Annotated in this window: 26 protein-coding genes; 19 read left to right on the forward strand and 7 right to left on the reverse strand. The window is 38.5% G+C overall.

The features are described from left to right. Positions 1 to 58: 58 nt before the first annotated feature. The 3 genes from BK583_RS06130 to BK583_RS06140 are packed head-to-tail and all read left to right on the forward strand — an operon-like array spanning position 59 to position 3,780. The gene (locus tag BK583_RS06130; protein ID WP_055737465.1) at positions 59 to 1,162 is read left to right on the forward strand and encodes an endospore germination permease; all 1,104 of its coding nucleotides are present in this window, start codon (positions 59 to 61) and stop codon (positions 1,160 to 1,162) included. Next, on the forward strand, positions 1,146 to 2,591 hold the full coding sequence (locus tag BK583_RS06135; protein ID WP_055737464.1) for a spore germination protein: 1,446 nt from the start codon (positions 1,146 to 1,148) through the stop codon (positions 2,589 to 2,591). Before BK583_RS06130 ends, BK583_RS06135 begins: the two co-directional genes overlap by 17 nt. Position 2,592: 1 nt before the next feature. Continuing rightward, positions 2,593 to 3,780, forward strand: a complete 1,188-nt coding sequence (locus BK583_RS06140) for a Ger(x)C family spore germination protein (protein WP_055737463.1) — start codon at positions 2,593 to 2,595, stop codon at positions 3,778 to 3,780. A gap of 28 nt (positions 3,781 to 3,808) precedes the next feature. Here the strand turns inward: BK583_RS06140 and BK583_RS06145 are convergent, their stop codons facing one another. Next, positions 3,809 to 4,741: a manganese-dependent inorganic pyrophosphatase gene (locus BK583_RS06145; protein ID WP_055737462.1), complete on the reverse strand. Its 933-nt coding sequence runs from the start codon at positions 4,739 to 4,741 to the stop codon at positions 3,809 to 3,811. Between the two features lie 324 nt (positions 4,742 to 5,065). Between BK583_RS06145 and cyoE the strand changes: the two genes are divergently transcribed. From cyoE to BK583_RS06165, 4 genes are all read left to right on the forward strand, one after another. After that, complete coding sequence (gene cyoE, locus BK583_RS06150) at positions 5,066 to 5,977, forward strand: heme o synthase (RefSeq protein WP_038485935.1); 912 nt, start codon at positions 5,066 to 5,068, stop codon at positions 5,975 to 5,977. Between the two features lie 82 nt (positions 5,978 to 6,059). After that, positions 6,060 to 6,554 (forward strand): CcdC family protein, encoded by a 495-nt coding sequence (locus BK583_RS06155; protein ID WP_038482152.1) that lies wholly within the window; start codon positions 6,060 to 6,062, stop codon positions 6,552 to 6,554. 69 nt (positions 6,555 to 6,623) lie between these two features. Beyond that, positions 6,624 to 6,995, forward strand: coding sequence for a DUF1516 family protein (locus tag BK583_RS06160; protein ID WP_038482148.1), 372 nt, complete (start codon positions 6,624 to 6,626; stop codon positions 6,993 to 6,995). A gap of 198 nt (positions 6,996 to 7,193) precedes the next feature. Then, complete coding sequence (locus BK583_RS06165) at positions 7,194 to 7,688, forward strand: small multi-drug export protein (RefSeq protein ID WP_038482145.1); 495 nt, start codon at positions 7,194 to 7,196, stop codon at positions 7,686 to 7,688. Between the two features lie 8 nt (positions 7,689 to 7,696). Here the strand turns inward: BK583_RS06165 and BK583_RS06170 are convergent, their stop codons facing one another. Continuing rightward, the gene (locus BK583_RS06170; RefSeq protein ID WP_078440069.1) at positions 7,697 to 7,843 is read right to left on the reverse strand and encodes a Fur-regulated basic protein FbpA; all 147 of its coding nucleotides are present in this window, start codon (positions 7,841 to 7,843) and stop codon (positions 7,697 to 7,699) included. Positions 7,844 to 7,975: 132 nt separating this feature from the next. Between BK583_RS06170 and BK583_RS06175 the strand changes: the two genes are divergently transcribed. The 6 genes from BK583_RS06175 (at position 7,976) to BK583_RS06200 (ending at position 13,289) form a co-directional block, all read left to right on the forward strand. Next, positions 7,976 to 8,611, forward strand: coding sequence for a phosphatase PAP2 family protein (locus tag BK583_RS06175; protein WP_055737460.1), 636 nt, complete (start codon positions 7,976 to 7,978; stop codon positions 8,609 to 8,611). Positions 8,612 to 8,783: 172 nt separating this feature from the next. Continuing rightward, a complete protein-coding gene (locus tag BK583_RS06180) occupies positions 8,784 to 9,737 on the forward strand; it encodes an ABC transporter permease (protein WP_055737459.1) in 954 nt (317 codons plus the stop codon). After that, a complete protein-coding gene (locus BK583_RS06185) occupies positions 9,727 to 10,680 on the forward strand; it encodes an iron chelate uptake ABC transporter family permease subunit (protein WP_055737458.1) in 954 nt (317 codons plus the stop codon). The genes BK583_RS06180 and BK583_RS06185 overlap by 11 nt, the downstream gene beginning before the upstream one ends. After that, on the forward strand, positions 10,677 to 11,492 hold the full coding sequence (locus BK583_RS06190) for an iron ABC transporter ATP-binding protein (protein WP_051667583.1): 816 nt from the start codon (positions 10,677 to 10,679) through the stop codon (positions 11,490 to 11,492). The genes BK583_RS06185 and BK583_RS06190 overlap by 4 nt, the downstream gene beginning before the upstream one ends. Before the next feature lie 101 nt (positions 11,493 to 11,593). Beyond that, a complete protein-coding gene (locus BK583_RS06195; protein ID WP_055737457.1) occupies positions 11,594 to 12,568 on the forward strand; it encodes a siderophore ABC transporter substrate-binding protein in 975 nt (324 codons plus the stop codon). 115 nt (positions 12,569 to 12,683) lie between these two features. After that, positions 12,684 to 13,289, forward strand: a complete 606-nt coding sequence (locus BK583_RS06200; protein WP_055737456.1) for a restriction endonuclease — start codon at positions 12,684 to 12,686, stop codon at positions 13,287 to 13,289. 1 nt (position 13,290) lies between these two features. Here BK583_RS06200 and BK583_RS06205 read toward each other — a convergent pair whose 3' ends face one another. Both BK583_RS06205 and BK583_RS06210 read right to left on the reverse strand, forming a co-directional pair. After that, complete coding sequence (locus BK583_RS06205; RefSeq protein ID WP_038482131.1) at positions 13,291 to 13,920, reverse strand: deoxynucleoside kinase; 630 nt, start codon at positions 13,918 to 13,920, stop codon at positions 13,291 to 13,293. After that, a complete protein-coding gene (locus BK583_RS06210; RefSeq protein ID WP_038482128.1) occupies positions 13,913 to 14,545 on the reverse strand; it encodes a deoxynucleoside kinase in 633 nt (210 codons plus the stop codon). Before BK583_RS06210 ends, BK583_RS06205 begins: the two co-directional genes overlap by 8 nt. A gap of 148 nt (positions 14,546 to 14,693) precedes the next feature. On the opposite strand from BK583_RS06210, the gene BK583_RS06215 reads away from it, so the two are divergent. The 5 genes from BK583_RS06215 to ytkD all read left to right on the forward strand — a co-directional run bounded on the left by BK583_RS06215 (position 14,694) and on the right by ytkD (position 18,479). Next, the gene (locus tag BK583_RS06215) at positions 14,694 to 15,866 is read left to right on the forward strand and encodes a MalY/PatB family protein (protein WP_038482126.1); all 1,173 of its coding nucleotides are present in this window, start codon (positions 14,694 to 14,696) and stop codon (positions 15,864 to 15,866) included. A 55-nt stretch (positions 15,867 to 15,921) separates the two neighbouring features. Continuing rightward, complete coding sequence (locus BK583_RS20430; RefSeq protein ID WP_134258625.1) at positions 15,922 to 16,101, forward strand: hypothetical protein; 180 nt, start codon at positions 15,922 to 15,924, stop codon at positions 16,099 to 16,101. A gap of 20 nt (positions 16,102 to 16,121) precedes the next feature. Continuing rightward, entirely contained in the window at positions 16,122 to 16,613 is a 492-nt protein-coding gene (locus BK583_RS06220; protein ID WP_038482123.1) for a YwpF-like family protein, read from the forward strand. 109 nt (positions 16,614 to 16,722) lie between these two features. Continuing rightward, positions 16,723 to 17,934, forward strand: coding sequence for an MFS transporter (locus BK583_RS06225; RefSeq protein ID WP_371836669.1), 1,212 nt, complete (start codon positions 16,723 to 16,725; stop codon positions 17,932 to 17,934). Between the two features lie 65 nt (positions 17,935 to 17,999). Beyond that, positions 18,000 to 18,479, forward strand: coding sequence for an RNA deprotection pyrophosphohydrolase (ytkD, locus tag BK583_RS06230; protein ID WP_038482120.1), 480 nt, complete (start codon positions 18,000 to 18,002; stop codon positions 18,477 to 18,479). Between the two features lie 42 nt (positions 18,480 to 18,521). On the opposite strand, the gene BK583_RS06235 is transcribed toward ytkD, so the two are convergent. Genes BK583_RS06235 through BK583_RS06245 form a run of 3 tightly spaced genes read right to left on the reverse strand, consistent with a single transcriptional unit; the run spans position 18,522 to position 21,057 of the window. Continuing rightward, positions 18,522 to 19,319, reverse strand: coding sequence for an ABC transporter permease (locus BK583_RS06235; protein WP_055737455.1), 798 nt, complete (start codon positions 19,317 to 19,319; stop codon positions 18,522 to 18,524). Beyond that, positions 19,306 to 20,058 carry an ABC transporter ATP-binding protein gene (locus BK583_RS06240; protein WP_038482114.1) on the reverse strand — a complete coding sequence of 251 codons (753 nt, stop codon included), beginning with the start codon at positions 20,056 to 20,058 and terminating at the stop codon, positions 19,306 to 19,308. The genes BK583_RS06235 and BK583_RS06240 overlap by 14 nt, the downstream gene beginning before the upstream one ends. A 12-nt stretch (positions 20,059 to 20,070) precedes the next feature. Continuing rightward, positions 20,071 to 21,057, reverse strand: coding sequence for an ABC transporter substrate-binding protein (locus BK583_RS06245; RefSeq protein ID WP_055737454.1), 987 nt, complete (start codon positions 21,055 to 21,057; stop codon positions 20,071 to 20,073). Between the two features lie 106 nt (positions 21,058 to 21,163). Between BK583_RS06245 and BK583_RS06250 the strand changes: the two genes are divergently transcribed. Then, a complete protein-coding gene (locus tag BK583_RS06250) occupies positions 21,164 to 21,943 on the forward strand; it encodes an alpha/beta hydrolase family protein (RefSeq protein WP_055737453.1) in 780 nt (259 codons plus the stop codon). Positions 21,944 to 22,261: the final 318 nt, after the last annotated feature.

Raw genomic sequence — 22,261 nt, forward strand, 5'->3', positions numbered from 1 at the left:
AATAAATTCATTCAACTCTGGAATGATAACGGTACACGCCAAAAATGAGGTGAAAGAATTGCGATCTGTTACGATGTTTCAGCTGTTCCCAGTCATATTGCTCTCAAGTGGATTAATGAATCACGTTATCATGATGCCCATTCTTTTGCAGTTTGGTGAAAAAGATTCGTGGGTAGGTGTACTCTTCTCAGCGATATTCTTATTAATTTGGGTACCGGTTATTGTTTTTATTAATAAACGAACAAAGCAAGAGCATATTGTCGACTTTGTGAGCGCTCGCTCTTCTAGTGTATACGCTCTTTTATTTAGATCTTGGTTATTTCTTTATTTAACCGTTTTTAGTTATGCAACCCTTTATTCAACGATTAGTTGGACAACAAGTACATACTTACTGTTAACACCGAATCCTGTCTTAGCACTTCCTTACCTATTACTTTGTGGCATTGCTGCTTTTTATGGCATTCGCACTATTGCATTTACAGCAGGGATCCTGCTACCGATTGTTGTTTCTTTTGGATTTTTAGTTGGGATCGGAAACATAAAAGAAAAAGATTATACACTCTTACTACCTGTTTTTGAAAATGGATATTGGGAAATGTTAGCAAGTGCTTTTTTAGCCACATGTGGTTTTGCTGAACTAATCTTTATACTGTTTATTCAACATCACGCTCGTACGAAGTTAAAGAAATCTCATTTATATATAGTTGCTTTTTTATTGTTTGGGCTTGCACTAGGTCCACTGGTAGGAGCCATAACAATCTTTGGAATTGAAGAGGCACAGCGCATGAAGTACCCAGCCTTTTCGCAATGGAGAATATTAGAGTTAGGGAAATACTTAACAAGACTTGACTTTTTTTCGATTTTTCAATGGTTAGCAGGTGCATTTACGAGACAAGCGATAGGCTTGTACGTAGCTGCAGACTTATTAGGAAAGTCATCTCCAAAGGCTCGATTTATTACCATTATGACACTTTGTCTCTTATTGTGGTTAGCCTTATTTATTCCTTTAGATGAACCGATATTTTCTGTCTATCTCAGTCGATTTTATATGCCTTTCTCCCTCTTATTTACGTTTCTAACGCTGCTTTGGCTTTGGTTAGTCAGCTTGAAAAAAGTGAAAAAACCTAAGAAAAGGAGAAATCAAGATGGCGTATCCTTCTAAGCACATTTATCAGTCCATTCTAAAGAAGATTGAGACAAGCGATGATATTGTTAGTGAGCAACTCCCATTTAAAGAAGAAACGGTAGAGATGGTGTATTGCCATTCAATCGTTGATGTGAAAACATTAAACACCGTGACCATTCCTCTAATGTATGAATTGTATCATCAAAGCAACTCATCCTTTTTTAATCATTCATCATCACTTCATCGCCTTCAAGCAAGTAAAATCAGTGAGGACGCTAGTGAAGAAGAGATTATAAGGAGCATATTTTCTGGCTTTGTCCTTTTTTACGATCAGAAGAATAATTTGCTCACACAAATAGAATTGCCTCAGTTTCCTAAAAGAAAGCCAGAAGAATCAAATACAGAGATTTCATTTCGTGGTCCACGGGATGGTTTCACAGAAGATGTGGAAGAGAATATAGCCCTTGTTCGAAAGCGACTACGTACAAGTGCCTTAGTAAATGAAACGTTTATAGTGGGAAAAAGAGGGCAAGTCCAACTATCGCTTCTTTATATGAAAGATATTGCACGTAAAGAAGTATTAAAAGACGTCCGATCTCAAATTCAGTCAATTGATACGGATTCTGTTCTAAGTTTAGCTGAAATAGAAGAAAGGTTAAGCAATACAAAGTTTACGTTTTTTCCTCTTACCGTTTTTTCAAGTAGGCCTGATTTTGTGTCTTCTTGTTTAGAGAATGGTCGCTTTGCAGTCCTTGTTGACGGTTCACCAGGAGCTGTTATTGCACCTGTAAATTTAATGTTTCTTCTAAAAACAGCAGAAGACCTTCATAATTCCTATCTTTCTGTTGCATTTCAACGCTTGTTACGAATGACGGGTTTAATACTTTCACTCCTTCTACCAGGATTTTGGATCGCATTAAACACGTTTCACGTTGATCAGCTTCCGCTTCCTTTCTTAGCAACAATTTATGTATCAAGACTTGGTTTACCTCTCTCCTCAGTTATGGAAATCTTTCTCATGATTGTGTTGTTCGAATTATTTAGAGAAGCAGGCACGACATTACCGAAATCCGTAGGACAAACGTTAGCTGTGGTAGGAGGTCTTATTATTGGAGATGCAGCCATTCGTGCAGGTCTAACGTCACCTACTATGCTCGTTGTTGTTGGGTTAACGGTTGTCTCCACATTTGCCATTACAAACCAAGTTTTATCAGGAACCGTCTCCATCATTCGTATATACGTGCTTAGTTTATCAGCCTTTTTAGGGATGTTTGGCTTTTGTATTGCGCTCATTTCGATTATTGTTCATTTAGCTAGTTTAGAATCTTTTGGTATGCCTTATCTATCGCCTTTATCCCCTTTTAATAAAAAGGACTTTTTGTCATCTGTCCTAGTAAAACCATGGAAATGGCGTAAGCGAAGAGCAGAAACATTAAAGACGATTGACTCAACAAGGAGGAGGTAATGTGAAAAAATTGGTGCTCATGTTCGTTTTAGGCGCAATCTGTTTAAGTGCCTGTTGGGATTCGACTGATCTTCAAGATATTCAGTACATTACCGCCCTTGGCATTGACTATGATGAGGACGAAAAGGATTATGTCATATACGGACAGTCAGTGGATTTTGTTCAGCTTTCTGTGAATCAAGAAGGTATGAATCAAGAAAAATCAGGTGCTTGGGTAGGTAAAGCGAGAGGGGAAACAATCTTAATGGCTTTAGAGAATTTTAGCTCAAGATCCAACCAAGTTCTTCACTGGGGTCACGTTAATGTTATCGTTTATAATATGAACGCGCTTAAACACGAGCCGCTTATCGATATCAATGAGGGACTGTATCGCTTTCAACAAATTCGCACTACCCCTTGGGTGTTTGGCACTCAAGAAAACTTGGAAGATATTCTCCTTTTGACGAACATGTTTGGCGACATTGTTCATACCGAGCTGTTTAACCCAAATTCGGTTTACAAAGAACGAGCATTTATTGAACCACTTACATTGCACCAGCTTATGCGCAATTTCCCAGAAAAAGGCCGTACCGTTGTGTTACCGAGAATTGGCGTTAACAAAAAAGAATTAAAAAATAACAATGGGCAGAAAAAAGATTCCTTGTCTTCAGATGGTGCCATTTTGTTAAAAGGTGGGTCAGAAATAAGCGCGTTTACCGATCTTCAGCTTGCTGGCTTACGTTGGCTTACTTATCAAACCGACATTAGCCCACTCCAAATTGAAGAAGAGGGGAAAACAGTTGCAGCTTTAAATGTCATTCGTCCAAAAAGTGTAGTGGATATAGAAGTGATTAATGAAGAAGTGTTTTTTGACTTGTATATTGACATAAATGCATCGCTTTTAGATTTTCCACCAGACGAAACCTTAGGTGCTTCTAAAACGATAAATGAACTTCTTGAACTTATTAAAGAAGCAATCGAAAAACAAATAAGAGACACGTATCGGCTTAGTTTGGAAGAAGGAAAAGACGTATACAGTTTAGAAAACCATTTTTATCGAAGTGACATTCGCTCGTATCAACGGTTAGAACAATCGTTTCAATTAAATGAATCCTCACTTAGAAACATTACGGTGAGCGCGGTTATTGAGCACACTGGTGAATATGAGTTCTATCGGGACCGTGTACCAAAGGAAGAGCAAAAGCGTTAATAAGAAATAGAGTAGGCGAATGCCTACTCTATTTGTTTAAAAAGCTTTCGGTTAACGGAGGAACCACTTGTTTTTTTCGTGATACAACGCCAGGGAGTGACGCTATATGTTGAGTTAAAGAAGTGTTGAATGCTTCTTCAAAAACAGCCGTTTTTTCTCCAATTACGAAAGCTGTGGAATTGTTTTCTAAGATGTCCGTAATAATTAACACGTAAAGATCCAAGTTTCTTGCTTTGATTGTGCTGTTTATCTCCGTCTCAAGCTCTTGTTTTCTTGTTAAAATCTCTTGAATATCAACGGTGTTCACTTGTGCAATTTCTACTGAAAAATCATTCATTGAGAATTCTTTTGCATCAATTGTCAACAGTTCTTTTGATGTTTTACTAGAAACATCTGCTCCTGCTTTCAACATATTTAAGCCATAGGTTGCAGCTTCAATTTCGGCAATACGCTCTAATTCTTTTGCAACTGCTACGTCTTCCTCCGTACACGTTGGGGATTTAAAGAGAAGAGAATCTGAAATAATAGCAGAAAGCATCAGTCCCGCTATATGTTTAGGAATGGACAATCCTTTTTCTTGATAAATTTTGTAAATAATTGTTGCTGTGCAACCAACAGGTTCTGCACGATAATAAACTGGGTCTGCTGTTTCAAAATTAGCAATGCGGTGATGATCAATCACTTCACGAACATGAACGCTATCTATATCATCAACACTTTGCTGATGCTCGTTGTGATCGACTAAAATGACTTCTTTTGTCTCACTTGAGGCAGATTGAATGAAACGCGGTGCCTCTACTTGAAACGTTTCAAGGGCATAAGCTGTTTCGCTACTTATTTCTCCTAAGCGAACGGCTTCTACTTGATAGCCTAATTGGGATTTAAGATCTGCATATGCAATAGCAGAACAAATCGTGTCTGTGTCTGGATTTTTGTGACCGAAAATTAACAGGTTTGACATTGGTTTATGACTCCTTTTGTCCATAAGTTATAATCTACCCTATCATATCATGTTCAAATGGGCTAGGTTAAGACATGCTTCAACGTTTACTGACAAAAATTCATATTTGTTCGTGATTTGCTTTGCATTACTATTTAAAAAGCGTATAATAGAAGAGATGTGAAAAGGACAAGGGTTGTTCAAGAATTAGCCATAACTTCTTGACAAGCAAACGACAGTTTTGTCAGCTTCTTTCTACGTTCAAAGTTTATGATAAAATGAAGGTATTCTTTTAACGAATCATACTAACAGATGGGGGGGAAGAGAGGATTGCGGTCAATAAAAATAGAAAAGAAAGCCTCTCTTGCTGCGCCTAAGCAGGCATTCTCACAAGTATTATCAGAAACATTAAAGACGGGGATTATAAAATCAAACTTATTAGCAATGATTGCTGGTCTAAGTCTGGCGCTCTATGTAAGTGGGACAACACTCAACGAGCGTTTTATGGAAATACTATTTGCTGTCATTGGTTCAGCACTGGTTATAGGAGCTGCAGGAGCTTTTAATAACTTATATGACAGAGATATTGACGCCATTATGGATCGAACGAAAAATAGACCGACGGTTACAGGGAGAATGCAGCCATTAAATGCGCTAATTCTAGGGATTTCATTATCGCTAGTTGGAATTCTTTTGCTGCTGTTAGCGACACCACTTGCTGCTTTGTTTGGTTTCTTAGGTCTGTTTTTGTATGTTGTTCCTTATACAATGTGGTCAAAGAGACGGACGATCTACAACACGGAAATTGGGAGTATTGGTGGAGCCGTTCCGCCATTAATTGGTTGGGCTGCCATTTCTCCAGATTTATTACACCCAGCTATTTTAGGACTTTTTGTTGTCATGGTTATTTGGCAAATGCCGCATTTTTATGCGATTGCGATACGTAGACATGATGAGTATAAAGCGGCAAACGTACCAATGCTACCAGTTGTAAAAGGGTTTAGACGTACGTACGTGCAAACGAACATTTATTTAGTTGCCCTTATAGCTGCAAGTTTTTTATTTGTGTCAGTAAGTTGGGTGATAACAGTTGTTGCATTTCTTTTAGCATTCGCTTGGCTTATTATGAGCATTGTTGGGCATAAGCGAATGGAACCTAAGAAGTGGGCGACATTTATGTTTGTTTTCTCATTAAACCATTTGGTTCTTTTATTTGCCGTCATCATCGGCTTCTCTATGCTAGCTCCATTGTTCTAATAAAAAAGAGGTGCCTTGTATAATCGCAAGGCACCTTTTATTCAGTACATATCAAATGAATGCCTATGTTAGGGTGATTATTATGGAAGAAACAAATTGGGTTTTAGTTGTCATCCCCATTGTCATTGCGGCATTAATGGGAAGTGCGGCTCTTATTATTCGAATGAAAGCTGCCAAAAGGCCGACTTCAGCAAGACGAATTATGATTCCCCCTCTCGCTATGTCTACAGGAGCACTCATGTTCCTTTATGAACCAACTCGACCTCCATTATTTTACGTCATTGAAGCAGTGGTTGTTGGATTTATTTTTTCTCTCATATTGATTTACACGTCTAAATTTGAAATTCGTGATGGCGATATTTATTTAAAGCGCTCAAAGGCATTTGCTTATATTCTTGTTATCCTGCTACTTGTTCGTATTGTTTTTCGGTTAGTTGTCGGGCAGAACATTGATCCAGCCGAGCTATCAGGTATGTTTTTTATTTTGGCATTTTCCATGCTCTTGCCTTGGAGAATTGCGATGCTAAGACGTTACGCGAAGCTTAAGCAAAATCTGAATCAGTATCCTACTTCGTAACATTCGCATTTTGCAAACAGAGACGGTATACTATTAACAGAGAAATAATGGAAAGGAGGATGAACAAAAATGGACTTTTTTACGGAGTACTATAACATTTTCAGAGGTATACACGAAGGTTCTTGGGCATTTCTAGTTGTCCTTTTTATTGTTGCGTTTGTTTTATATAGAAGTAGAAAATTGAAAGCAGCTACAATCTTACATATGATTACAAGACTATTCTATCTCTTCATGCTTGTATCTGGAATAGGGATGTTGGTTGCGCTTAACTTTAATCTCTTCTACGTTGTAAAAGGTCTTCTAGCTGTATTAGTGATTGGATTTATGGAAATGGCGGCTGGAAAGGCAAAGCGGAATGAAAATAGTCTTGGTTCGCTGTTTATCGTTCTTGTGTTAGTACTAGTTGTGGTATTAATGGGATTTGGTGTCATTAATTTCTAATTACTGAAATACGGTTTTGAAGCGCTTTGAGTTGGACGTTCTTCTTTTATGATTAAGCTGCTATTCTAGTTGCTTAGTCAAAGATGCCATTCAGTTAGTACACATCGTTTAGCTGTAATGAGCTCATAAAGAAGACGCTGCTCATGCGCTTTTTTTGTTAATTGGTTGATTCTAGTGTAAATAAAGGAGAAAAAGAATATGGCTGAAGTCGATTTATCACTCATGCTCGTTTTATTAATTGGGTCGTTTATTCCATTAGTGGAATACATGATTGCAGTCCCAGTAGGTGTCATTTTGATGGGAGAGCCTGTTATCCCTGTAGTCATTGTTTCCATTATCGGGAATAGCTTTGGTGTAGTTGCTATTGTTCTTTTAGGTGACAAAATTCGTTCACTTATGGTGAAGCGAGCAAAAGAAAAAGGAGAAGAAAAGCCAAATAGACGAAAAGAAAAAACGCAGAAGTACTTAGAGAAGTATGGTATGCCTGGAGTTGGTATCTTAGGGTCTTTTTTGCTAAGTAGTCATTTATCGGCTGCTACGGCTGTAGCGTTAGGTGTACCAAAAGGTTTGGCTATTTTTTGGACGTTAGTAGGGGTTGTCATTTGGGCAATTGTGTTTGGAATTGTTTCTGTTTATGCGAGTCACTGGTTTGAACCATTCTTTGGGCCTCAAGCTGGAGGAAGAGTAGTGTAAAGTTGTCACTACTCTTCTTTCCCCCATACTGAGTAAAACCCTTTAATTTCTTCTTCACTTAACTCGAATAAGTGTCGATCATTTATTTTATAGATCCCTTGTTGTATCAGTTTGTCAATTAATTGATCGGTCTGGTTTAGTTGCTTTTCTATCATGATGATCACTCCCAGTTTAGTTATTCCACTATCTGTGGAAACTAAAACGCGATTATGGAAATGATTTCAAAAGATCTGTTCGTCTAAGTTTGTAGCGTGGACGTAACAGGATAAGTTTACGAGGAGAGTAGGATGAACAGTATTCAAAAAACGCCACTGCGCGTAAGTGTGCTACTTGTTGTGGCTTTTTTCGTAGTTTTCTTAACTTACCGAACCACCGTTGTAACCGCCTTTGATCGCGCCATTCTATCGTGGTTTGAACAAAATCGTACAGATGGTTTGCTTATGCTAATGGATGGCCTGGCTTTTGTTGGTTCAACAAAAATGGTTGTCATCTTAGGGATTTTGCTCATAACGTTTTTGTTGGTCAGCCGTTCTCCACTTAAAGACGTCTCTTTCTCAGCATCGGTATTGCTTACAACAGGTATTTTAAATACTGCTGCAAAATACAGCGTGGCTCGAGTTAGACCAGAAGAATTTATGATTATTGAACTGTCGACTTATAGTTTTCCTAGCGGACATACAATGGGAGCTGTATCCTTTTATAGCGTAGTCGCTTTTCTTATTTGGAAACGAAGTGAACATCGATCTATTCGTTTTGCTATTTGTAGTTTTTCAATAATGATGATTGTATTAATGGGACTATCAAGAGTTTACTTGGGGGTGCATTTCCCGACAGATGTACTGGGGGGGTTCTTCCTTAGTGGCGCCATTCTAACGTTCTTTTATTGGTTTTACTATAAACGGGATAAACATAGCTCCTTATGAGCTATGTTTTTTTGTATGCACATGTAACGGTCTTTCTAATTAATAATGATATTCTTTCTCATTTACCCTTGACTCTCACGTGTGAGATGGTAGAATGGGAATGTAATTGATAATGAGTATCACTATTAAAGAGAGGGAGGTACATGCATGGTTTAATCATGTACAGAACAGCATGAAAATAAAGATTCTCTTGCCGATTCTCATTGTGTTATCGATTAGTTCACTTTTTATTGGTGCACACGACATTTCACCACTTGATCTTTTTCGTTTAACTGATGATGAAGTCCAAACAATTGTAATAAACCGAGTTCCAAGACTTTTGAGCATTCTCATTGTTGGCGTTAGCCTAAGTGTATGTGGGTTGATTATGCAGCAATTAACGCAGAACAAATTTGTATCGCCTACAACGGCTGGAACCATGGATTGGGCTCGCTTAGGTATCTTAGTAGCCATGCTTGTATTTACGCAGGCAAGTACAATGGAGCGTATGCTTGTCGCATTTGCTTTTGCGCTAGGTGGCACGCTATTATTCATGAAAATTTTAGAACGAATTCGTTTTAAAAATGTCATTTTTGTACCATTGGTAGGCTTAATGCTTGGAAGTGTTGTAAATTCGATTACAACGTTCATTGCGTATCAAAACGATTTAATACAATCTCTTTCCTCTTGGATGCAAGGAAATTTTGCCCTTGTCATTCGTGGGAATTTTGAATTGCTTTACATAGGTATTCCTTTAATGTTTATTGCATTCCTGTTTGCCAATCGTTTCACGGTTGCTGGTTTAGGGAAAGATTTCGCAACAAACTTGGGAATGAATTATAACCGCATTATGAATATCGGTTTACTCATTGTCGCGATGGTCACAGCTACAATTGTCGTTACGATTGGATCAGTTCCTTTTTTAGGGTTGATTATACCGAATATTGTATCTATTATGCGTGGAGACAATTTAAAGAACAGTTTACCGCATACGGCGTTATTTGGAGCTATTTTCCTCCTGGCATGTGATATTTTAGGTCGAGTCCTTATTTATCCATACGAAATACCAATTGGTTTAATGGTAGGCGTCATTGGGAGCGGGATTTTCCTTTATTTGCTCTTAAGGAGGCCAAAGTATGCGAGCTAAATGGATTTATATTGGCTTCGCCCTCGGGGCGCTTGTATTAGTTCTCCTTTATTTATTCTCAGGAATATCGCCTGGGGTATGGGGTTATGCACTTCCACGACGAGCGAAAAGTGTAATAGCTATTATTATAGTAGGCGCGGTAATTGCTTTTTCAACATTGGTCTTCCAAACCATTACGAACAATCGTATCTTAACACCAAGTATTATTGGGCTTGATTCGCTCTATGTGCTCATTCAAACCATTCTGGTGTTTGTATTTGGCACAGCAGGAATAGTGGCAGTAAGCCGCTACGTAAATTACGGCTTATCCATTGTTTTTATGGTATTATTTGCACTCTTACTTTACGTCATGCTTTTTAGACGTGAACAACAAAATCTTTACTTTTTATTACTAGTAGGAATTGTTTTTGGAACGCTATTTTCTAGTCTTTCAACGTTTATGCAAGTGATCATTGATCCAAATGACTTTTTGACAATCCAAAACCGCATGTTTGCTAGTTTTAGTAATATTCACGTAGACCTACTGTGGCTATCAGCGGTGTTAATTGGGTGTACAATGCTTTACATATGGCCATACCTGAAATATTTGGATGCTATTTCATTAGGAAGAGACCAAGCGATTAATCTAGGTGTTCCCTATGATAAAGCGATTCGAAAATTTCTCATTATGATAGCCATTTTCGTAGCCATTTCCACAGCGCTAGTTGGGCCCATTTTGTTCCTAGGATTACTCGTTGTAAACGTAGCTAGAGAGATGTTGCCGACTTTTAGACACACTCATATGGCTGCAGTAAGCGCACTAGTCAGCATCATCGCTTTAGTAGGAGGAACATTATTAGTGGAACGAGTATTTTCATATTCTGCACCACTGAGTGTATTCATTAACTTCGTCGGTGGTATTTACTTCATTTACTTATTATTAAGGGGGACGAAAACGACATGACAACAGCATTAATTGATCGCGAAATACGGATTGATCGGAAAACGTTACCAGTGGCGATACAAGTAAACGGAGTAAGTAAGCATTATGACGGAAAAAAAGTGCTAGATAACGTCAGTGTTGACGTAAAAAAAGGCACCATTACTTCTTTTATTGGGCCAAATGGTGCTGGGAAAAGTACCTTAATTTCTCTTATTAGCCGTATTGCCAAAAAAGATAATGGGGAAGTCTTAATTGATGGTAAAGAAATTGAATCCTATAAAAGCAAAGATCTAGCAAAAAAGATCTCAATCTTAAAACAAGCGAATAACATTAACATTCGATTGACGATTCGCGAATTAGTGAGCTTTGGACGATTTCCTTATTCACAAAATCGGTTAACAAAGGAAGACTGGGCATTTGTAGAAGATGCAATTGATTTTATGTCTCTGCGAGATATTCAAGATAAATATTTAGATCAGTTAAGCGGTGGACAGCGTCAGCGAGCCTATATTGCAATGGTTCTGGCACAAGATACAGAGTACATTATTCTTGATGAGCCTTTAAACAATTTGGACATGAAGCACTCTGTTTCAATTATGAAAACACTACGGCGCTTAGTTGATGAGCGCAATAAGACCATTCTTATAGTCGTTCATGACATTAATTTTGCCTCTTGTTACTCTGATAATATTGTGGCCATGAAAAATGGGGAGATTGTTGAAGAAGGTCATTGTCACGACATCATCAATTCAGATTCACTGCGCAATATTTATGATATGGAAATCGCCATACAAGAAGTCAATTGCAATAAAATTTGTGTGTACTTTAATTAAAGGCTTTAGTAATCGAGGGAGGTGGGTTTGAACGTATTTACTACATAGCACGTAAAAAGGATGACAAAGATAAACCAACATTTCTTAGGAGGATTATATAAATGAAAACATCAAGTAAGTGGTTTGTAACAGCAGGAGCAGCATTATTTCTAGCAGCATGTGGGAATGGAGAGAGCGAAGAGAATACGAATGACGTCTCTTCAGGTGAAGCAAACGATACAGAAGAGCAACAAACTGTTGAAGTAGAGACAATGAATGGTGATATGATAGAGGTTCCGGTTAATCCAGAAAAAGTCATTTCATTTGACCACGGTGTAACAGATTCTATCAGGGCTATTGGAGGAGATATTTCTGGTATTCCAATGGGGAGTAATGTTCCTGAATATTTGCAAGAATTAGAAAGTGGTGATGTTGAGAACATTGGCTCTTTATTCGAGCCAGACTTTGAAAAGATTTACGAAATGGACCCTGACGTTATCTTTATTTCAGGACGTGCATCGGACAATTACGAAGAGTTAAGCGAAATTGCACCAACTGTCTTTTTACAAGTAGATAATCAAAATTTTATGGAGACATTTGAAAGAAACATGAGTGTTCTCGGCGAAATCTTTGATGCTTCTGAGGAAGTAGATAGCCAATTAGATGAGATTAACAATGTTATTGAAAACGTTCAAGGCCGAGCAGCTGAAAGTGAAGCAAATGCATTAATTGTTTCAATTGATGAAGGCTCTGCAAGCGCATATGGAATCGGCTCCCGCTTTGGAATTATTCATGATGTCATGAACATTCCGGCAGCAGACGAAGATATTCCAGCTGAAGGTCATGGCAGCAATGTCTCAAACGAATATTTTTCTAAAACAAATCCTGACTACATTTTTGCGATTGACCGAGGTGCGTCAATTGGAAATTCTGCAACAGCTGATCAAGTATTAGGAAATGAAGAAGTTCAACGCACAAATGCGTATCAAGACGACAATATTTATCAGTTAAATAGTGAAGTATGGTATTTAAGTGGTAGTGGTCTAGAATCTGTCAAAATGATAGTTGATGAAATCAATGCAGCATATGAGCAATAAAAAAGCATAAAGAAGAAAAAGTGAGCACAGCTTATGGCTGTTGCTTACTTTTTTTGACGTGTACGTACAATTTGTGTATGCTTCCAAAGAGACGAACATAAAGGATAGAGTGAAAATGGAATTTAATCAACTTATTGGCATTATTGGCGTCAGTCTTATCATCCTATTGACTATATGGATTTGGCAGAAAGCCTTCCGTCGCAAGCAAACAGATGTTAAAAAAGTGACACTTCGGCAGATTGATCGAATGGATGGACATGCCTTTGAAGACTATATGGCTGTAGTCTATGCTGCGAGCGGATATAAGACGTGGCAGACGAAGAAAAGCAGAGATTACGGTGCAGATTTAGTCTTAATAGATGATGATAATGAGACGATAGTTATTCAACTAAAGCGCTATGGCGCAAATCTGGGATTAAGTAGTGTTCAAGAGATTTATGCAGCAAAAGCGTATTATCAAGCATCAAAAAGTGTTGTTCTGACAACGGCTGAAAGCGTAACAGACTCTTGTTGGCAATTAGCAGCGGCGACTGACGTGCATTTCTTAGTTCGTGACGATATCGTGGAAATGATTAAGCTTATAAAAAAAGATAAGTGGGACGATGTTTACTGGCTACTAGCAACACCGCATATACCGGAAAAGAAAAACCGTGGCAACCAGTTAGACGAGGTTGCCACTAATGGTAGAAAAATACAAGTCGGTGATTATTTCCTTAAGTAAATTAAAAGTACTGTTCCACTTTTTTTACAATGTCTTGAATACACGTTTCATCGTTAATTAAATCATAGTCTTGGATATTAAGCTTTAAAACAGGGCAAGCAGTGAAAGATGAAATCCAATCTTGATAACGGCCGTGCATTTCTTCCCAATAGGTTGTTGAGGTTTGTTTTTCCATTTCTCTGCCACGACTTTGAATACGGTTAATGATGGCATCTAAATCACCATCTATATAAATGAGAACATCTGGAGTAGGGAAATAAGGATTTAACACCATGGCTTCAAATAGGCTTGTATACGTTTCGTAGTCGACTTTCGTCATCGTACCTTTATCAGCATGCATTTTAGCGAAAATCCCCGTATCTTCGTAGATAGAGCGATCTTGTACATAGCCTCCTCCGTCTTCTACCATTGCTTTTTGTTCTTTAAATCGTTCTGCTAAAAAATAGATTTGAAGATGAAAGCTCCATCGCTCAAAATCTGCATAAAATTTATCTAAGTATGGGTTGTTGTCGACTTTTTCAAAGGATGTTTTGAATTGTAATGCTTGAGCAAGCTTTTTCGTCATAGTTGTTTTACCAACACCGACAGTTCCAGCAACTGTAATAATCGCGTTAGATGGAATACTAGTCATGTTTATTCTCCTTTAATGAACCGAATGTAGAGGTAATCTGTTGGATGATTAAATTAAGATCGTCTTGATTCGTGACAAAATCAAGATGAGTCGTGTCAATGGTCAACACAGGAATGACGTCGCTTATTGCGGTCATTGCTTGATCATAGTCTTGCATTAAAGATTGAATATAAAATGGGTCCATTTTTCGTTCAAACGAGCGATCTCTTTGTTTGATTCTGTGCATAATTGTATCAAAATCAGCCTTTAAATAAAGAATTCCTTTTGGTTTAGGTAAGTGTTCGCTTACGATGTTGTATATACGTTTATATTGATCATACTTTTGTTCATCTAGCGTCTGATGAGCAAAAATAAGATTTTTTCCTATATAGTAATCGGATAATACAGGTTGTCCTTCTGTAAGTATTTTTCCAATATCCTCTAATTGCTTCACTCGATTGCAGAGAAAAAACATCTCTGTTTGAAAGCTCCACGCGTCCATGTCATCATAAAATTTCTCCAAATACGGATTCTCAGCTACAATCTCGTACAATGGCTCTGTTTGAAATTGTGCGGAAAGTTTTGTTACGAGTGTGGTTTTTCCGACGCCAATTACACCTTCAACACAGATGAATGTCCCATCCATTTACCATCACTCCTTTCTTTTGTTCTAAACGACTTTGATAGTGTATCATTTTTTAAGAAACCTGAACACCGACCGTTATCGCTGTTTATGTTACACTGTATATATAATATAGAGTGAGTAGGAGGGAGTCTGCGTTAGCAGCATGTAGATGAGTCATTTTAATGAAACCATTAACCGAGTTGGAACGGATTCAATGAAATGGGATGGTGCCAAAGATCGGTTTGGTCAAGAGGGCTTGCTACCACTATGGGTAGCAGATATGGACTTTAAAGCACCTCAACCTGTTATTGATGCATTAAAAGAAAAAGTAGAACATGGGGTCTATGGATATACTGCAGCTTCTCCTGCTGTAAATCAATCCATTGTTAACTGGCTTACAAACAGGTACAACTGGACGATTCAAGAATCTGATATCGTTCATGTAACTGGCGTTGTTCCAGCCATTAGCAACTTAATTCGAACATTTAGTGAAGAAGAAGACGATATTATTATTCAGACGCCTGTCTATTATCCGTTTTATGATGTGATTGAAAAGAATAATCGCAACGTTGTCAAAAATCCTCTGCTTTTAGAAGATGGATTGTATAAAATGGATTTTGATGGTCTTGAATCAATGATAACAGAAAAAACAAAAATGTTGATTTTATGTCACCCCCACAATCCAGGTGGTCGAGTATGGACGAAAGAGGAATTAAGTAAGCTTTCATCCATTTGTCAAAAGCATAATGTGTATGTTATTTCTGATGAGATTCATGCAGATTTATTGTTTGATGGTTACAGCCATACACCGTTTGCATCTGTAAATGAAGCGTTTGAAAATCGTGTTTTTACAGCGTTAGCACCAACAAAAACGTTTAATTTGGCTGGTGTACAAGGTGCTTATGTTGTAATACAGGATCCAGCTCTTCGACTTAAATACCGTCAAGTACTAGCAAATACCTTTGTTGGTGCGAATATGTTTTCACAAGTTGCTACGAAAGCCGCCTACGATCATGGATTGCCGTGGTTAAAGGAATTAATGCGCTATATTCAAGAGAATTATTCATTGGTGGAGGATTATATCGGTACTCATATGCCAAAGATCCAATTAATGAAACCTCAAGGAACGTATTTATTATGGATGAATTTCAAAGAGCTTGGTTTCACAGCAGAAGAACGAAAAAAATGGTTACTTGAAGAGGCAAAAGTGGCCTTAAATCATGGACCGATCTTTGGTGAGGAAGCCGAACACTACGAGCGAATGAATCTTGCTACATCAAGAGAAACCTTAATGAAGGCACTCGATCAACTTCATAGAGCCTACAACCAAAAGCAGTTTTAAGCAGGAAAGTGCGATCTTTTAGCGAAATACATGAATGGACAAGCTTGCAGGATGAATGAGTGAAGAGGAGTCGGTTAGTAAAATGATAAACCCTTCTTATTATTTGCTTGACGAACTTGAAAAGGAATGTGTAGATCAGCTGCAACGAGAGTTAGTGGAAAAAGAACACGAGTTGCTTAAATGGGTTGTGTCAAACCATCTTCAGCAAGTGTTTAAGGAAATAAAAAGCTCATAATGTAGAAAGAGGGGCGTTTAATGAAGACGTTCAAGCTATACGCAATGCAAGTAATTGATGGGCAGGAAGGGAAGGTAACTCAGGAACCCATTCCGCTTTATGAGGGACTTATTATTAATATGGAGAATGAAGAGCATACGTGGTTTATTGATGCTGTTATTTCCAAAGAGGATGCTCGTTTATTTGAACGAGAGCAAGAAGCGGAGCGTCATATTCTGGTGAGTGTCGTCATTACGAGCAAAGACAATCATCCAGCAGTTATGATTACGTCTATTGAATCGATTACGGATTTAAAAGAAGGAAAAAGCATTATCTTGAAAGGAAGAATCGTTTCAGGACGGGATGATGTTCTAGAAGACGTATTTGAGGATATTTTAGAAGAAGGCATTCAGCGTGAATCACTTTTATCCGAATATAAAAGTCGTGTTGAAAAGCTAGATGCATACTCAGACAAAACGATTGCAGAAGTATACGATCAACTAAAGAAAAGTGAAAAATACCATCTTCACTAATAATAGCTCTGCTGTCATTTATGATAGCAGGCTTTTTCTATTGTGTATACGTTGTTCCTGTTTGCTCATACTACATGTATCTCATGGAAAAAAGGGGTCTAAGAACAACGTGGAAAATTCAAAAAAGATGTGGGGATTGTTGTCATTATCATCTGTACCCCTCGTCATGACATTAGGTAATTCAATGCTTATCCCTGTTCTCCCAAAAATAGGAAATGAGTTAGATGTCAGTTCTTTTATGGTAAGCCTTTTAATAACCGCTTACTCAGTAGTAGCAATCATTTTTATTCCAATTGCAGGTTATTTATCAGATCATATCGGGCGTAAACAAGTGATCATTCCGAGTTTGTTTTTAGCAGGAATTGGAGGTCTTGTAGCAGGATTAGCTGCGTGGAAAATAGACCATTCGTATTGGATTATTTTTATTGGCCGATTGTTGCAAGGCATTGGTGCCGCAGGTGCAGCACCAATTGTTATGCCATTTGTTGGGGATTTGTTTAAAAAGAAACAAGAAGTGAGTGAAGGCTTAGGCATTATTGAGACTTCTAATACGTTTGGAAAAGTACTTAGCCCGATATTTGGAGCTTTACTTGCTTCAATAATTTGGTATTTGCCGTTTTTTGCTTTTCCTGTTTTTTGTGCGATTTCCATTATAATGGTGTGGTTTTTTATTGAGACGCCTCCGCAAAAAGAAAAACCTAAGAAATTTAAGCAATTCCTGAAATCAGTCAAGCAAATTTTTAAACGTGAAGGTCGTTGGTTATACACTGTCTTTATTACTGGTGGCATTCTTATGTACATTCTCTTTGGAATTCTCTTTTACTTATCAACTTTTTTAGAAGAGACTCATCACATTCATGGTGTGAAAAAGGGGGTAATGCTTGCATTCCCTTTACTTGCGTTGTGTTTAACTTCTTATGTAGCTGGAAAAGGAATTGGACAAGATCAGCTAAAGATGAAGTGGTTAACGGTTGGTGGGCTATCTCTTCTCACTCTAGCTGTGTTTGTCATTTCGTTCAATAAGGAATTATATATGATGTTAACAGCATTATTTGCAGCTGGTATTGGTATAGGTGCTACGTTACCTAGTTTAGATGCCTTTGTGACAGAAGGAATACCTGCAGAGCAGAGAGGGTCTATTTCTTCTTTTTACAATAGTACACGATTTATTGGGGTTGCGGCAGGCCCACCATTGTTTGCAATCTTCATGAAGGGGAATCATTTCATAACATTCACAGGTAATTCATTTGTGATTTTGCTTACCATTTTGCTTGTTTTATGGGGGATACGACCGGAGAAAAAAGAAAAGCAAACATGGTAAGGTTAGAATTCAATTGGCTTTTCCTCTATAATTTACGAGACACACTGTAAAAGTAGGAGGGTACCATGCAAACGTTTCAGGACAAGAAAGGCTATATAGTAAACCTTGTACTTGGGGAGGAAGTACCGTTTACTTCGTCTCCAAAACATGTGCTTATTATTGCACGGTATCAAGGTTCATGGGTTTTAACGGATCATAAAGCAAGAGGATATGAATGTCCAGGTGGTAAAGTGGAAGCCAATGAAGAGATTGAGGCAGCGGTCAGGCGTGAACTATGGGAAGAAACAGGTGGTTATGCCCAGTGGATCTCCTATATCGGTCAATATGAAGTTCAAGATCCACAAGAGGTATTTTATAAATCTATCTACGCTGTTCAGGTAAAACGGTTTGATGAAACCCCTTCTGGATTCGAAACAAATGGAGTAAAGCTGATCGACGAATTTCCTATTGGAATGAAAGCTGATAATCGATTCAGTCCAATTATGCAAGATGAGGTTGTACCCCAAGCAATTCAATACGCCATTTCAATTGGCTTGTTTACTTGAAAATCTTTCTATACAAGCAAATAACGCCCTCATTTAAGGGCGCTAAATGTTGTATTTTGTCATCTTTTTCTCAATGTATTCAACGAAGATATACATAATGGTGGCTAATATAGCGATAACAAGTAAACTCATGAATACAAGGTTAAAGTTAAATACTTGGAAGCCATAGATGATTAAATAGCCTAACCCTTGTTTTGAGACAAGAAATTCGCCGACAATGACGCCGACCCATGCGAGACCAACATTCATCTTTAAGGTGGAAATAATGACAGGGATCGATGCAGGGTAAACGACATTGAAAAAGATTTGTTTTTTTGAGGCAGAGAACGTTTGAAGAACTTTTATATAGTTTTCGTCAACCTCTTTAAATGCTGTATGCACAACCATAGTGGTAATAATAACAGACACAAGCATGCCCATGGCAATAATGGAACCGATGTTAGGTCCAATACCAACGATCAAGATCGGTCCAATTGCTACTTTCGGCATAGAATTAAGAATGACTAGAAACGGATCAAGAATGGTGGATAATCGTCTTGACCACCAGAGTAAAGCAGCCAAACAGGTGCCGACAATCGTTCCTAGTAAAAAGCCAACGATCGTTTCAAACATTGTAACAGACGCATGAATCCATAAAGTTCCAGCTGTTATGTGTTCATAAAGCAATGTGACAATGCGTGACGGCATACTGAATAATAAAGGATCGATCCACGCGATGCGTGAGGCAAGCTCCCATAAGGCAATAAGAGCAACAATAATGGTGACTTGGGTTACCCTCACAAAGCGCTTTTCTTTTTTCTTTTCCAGAACAAATTGCTCATGTAATTTAGTTGGATTCAAACCGATCCAGCTCCTTCCATATTAATTGGAACTGGTCTTGAAAATCTTTATGCTGTCTACTTTCAAATGGCGTACATGCCCGAATGTCTTGAGGAATCGTAAAGACTTGAGCAACTTTACCCGGACGAGGTGAAAAGAGAATGACACGATCGCTCATCGCTATGGCTTCACTAATATCATGAGTAACGAGGATAGCGGTTTTCTTTTCTGCTTTTAATGTGTTTGAAACTAAATCCTCTAATTTTAATTTTGTTTGTTGATCTAATGCTGAAAAAGGCTCATCAAGAAGGATGAGAGAAGGATCGGTTGCTAGTGTACGAATTAATGCGACACGTTGTCTCATCCCTCCAGATAAAGCTTTAGGAAGATCGGATTTCTTATCGGACAGACCGAATCGTTCAAGCCACCGGAGCGCTTTCCGGTGAGAGACTTCATTATGGGTTCGTTGAATCCGTTGCCCAAGGGTCATGTTTTGTTCAATTGTTAACCATGGGAATAGATAGTCGTGTTGCAACATATAGCCAATTGAATCCTTATTCTTTATATGAAGGGAACCACTAGTTTGCTCAAGTAAGCCAGCAATAATCGATAGCAGAGTCGTTTTCCCACATCCGCTTGGGCCAATAAAGGAAACAAATTCTCCTTCTTTAATCGTTAATGAGACATTTTCCAGGGCGGGAAATGCGCCAGACTCATTTACATAGGTTAAGGAGACTGAATCCATTGAAACATCTGACATGATTTCCCTCCTCTATTCCATTGACTTCGAAGCAATGGCTGTATTAACAAGTTCATCGAATGGAACATGAAGTGGGAGTTCGCCTGCTTCATCCATAATAGCGATTAATGTAGCCCATGCTTCCTCAGTTAATAAAGGATCTGTCGCATATGAGCCCTGGTCTTTGTATCGCTCTACCGCGCTAGTGAGAATGTCTAGTTCTGTATCTTCAAAATAGGTTTGAATGGACATGGCTATAGTGGTAGAGTCTTCTTTTTCTACATACTGTTGGCCTCTGTAAATAGCGCTGGCAAAGCGTATCAGTGCATCTTCATCTTTTTCAATCATGCTTTGTTTTGCCATAAAAGACGTATAGGGAACACGACCAGATTCTGCGCCAAACGAAGCGATGACATGACCGAGACCCTCTTTCTCAAATGTAGAGGCTTGAGGTTCAAACAATTGAACATAGTCACCTGTGCCAGAAGCAAAGGCACTAGGAATGTTGCCAAAATCCACATTTTGCAAAAGTGTTAAATCGTTTCGAGGATTTATATCATGTTGCTTTAAAACAAATTCCCCTACCATTTGCGGCATTCCACCTTTGCGTTGACCTAAAAAAGTGGTTCCTTTTAAGTCGCTCCATTGAAATGAATCCACTTGGTCACGGGCAACGAGAAACGTGCCGTCGGTTTGCGTTAATGCAGCGAAATTAATAGCAGGGTCAGTTGCTTCTTGACCAGCAACATAGATAGAGGTTTCAGACCCAACAAGTGCGATGTCAGCCCCCCCAGATAATAAAGCTGTCATCGTTTTGTCGCCGCCCCAAGTTGTGGTTAATTCGATGGAAAGGTCTTCTTCCTCAAAAAATCGTTCTGAGAGGGCCACGTATAATGGTGCATAGAAGACAGAACGTGTGACTTCTGCGACTTCAAGCGTTTTTGTTGGGCCATCTGACTGACAGCCTGCTATGAAGACGAGTGAACAAGCGACAGATAGAAAAGCAAGCAATCGTTTCATCGAATCACTCCTTACATGTTATGGTTAGAACGAGAACGGGAAAAAGATTTTATTGTTACACTATGCGCTAAGAAGGAAAAGGGTGTATGCCTAAAAGGAGGGTGTTATGATCATTGAGAAAATAAGAGTACCCTCACCTAGTAGGAAGATCCATTTGTTTGAAGTAACGTATAAAAGCAATGACCTAAACGTTATCGGTTTAATGGCTGAGCCAATCAATGAAACAGAGCTACCTGGGTTACTCTACTTAAGAGGTGGGATTAAAGCGGTTGGAATGGTAAGACATCAGAGAATTATTCAATGGGCGAGTGAGGGCTTTGTTGTATTCGCTCCTTATTATCGAGGAAATCGTGGTGGTGAAGGACGAGAAGATTTCTGTGGGGACGATCGATTTGATGCCATCAATGGATTTGATTTACTTGAGCAACATCCTTTTGTTGCGAGTGAAAAGGGCATTCATGTTGTCGGTTTCTCACGGGGTGGCATTATGGCTCTTTGGACAGGCTTATATCGCCCACAAACCAAAACGGTCACGTCTTGGAACGGTATTACGGATATGGTGCTTACTTATGAGGAGCGGATTGATTTAAGGAAAATGATGAAACGTGTAATCGGTGGAACACCATGGAAGTATCCAGATCGTTATGAAGCAAGAACACCCTTAAAATACCTTCACTCCTTTTCACCAGAACTCTTATTAATACATGGTGAAAAGGATCAACATGTCTCGAATGAGCATGTCTATCAACTTTTGGATTCCATTCCAGAAGCCAGACAGCAGCAAGTCGAAACATGGCTTTTTCCAAATTATGAACACCATTTCCCTGCGAGAGCACAGGCTGCAATACTAAAAAAAGCTGCAATTTGGATGCAAAAAACATACTAAGATTAGTGGGTAAGATCATCGACGGATGAATCTTACCCACTATTTTTCGTTTAGGCGTATAGTGAGAGGTGAAAGAAAGCTCGACCTAAGCCTCAAGGATCTAGAATCCGTATTAAAAACCGAGCTTCTTCACTTTCATTACTGAATCAGGTTTAAGTATGTTGGGGCCATTGAGCTCGTGTAGAGGAAATTAGAATCGGAATGATTAAGTGAAGACCTTTCAATGCTAAATGAAAAGAGGAACAATGATGGAGTTTGTAGTCGCTTTAGATGTATCAATGGGGAAAAGTTACTCGGTCATTTATCAAGACCAAAGAT

Source organism: Shouchella oshimensis (assembly GCF_002019765.1).
In the GTDB taxonomy this organism is placed as follows: Bacteria; Bacillota; Bacilli; order Bacillales; family Bacillaceae_D; genus Shouchella; species Shouchella oshimensis.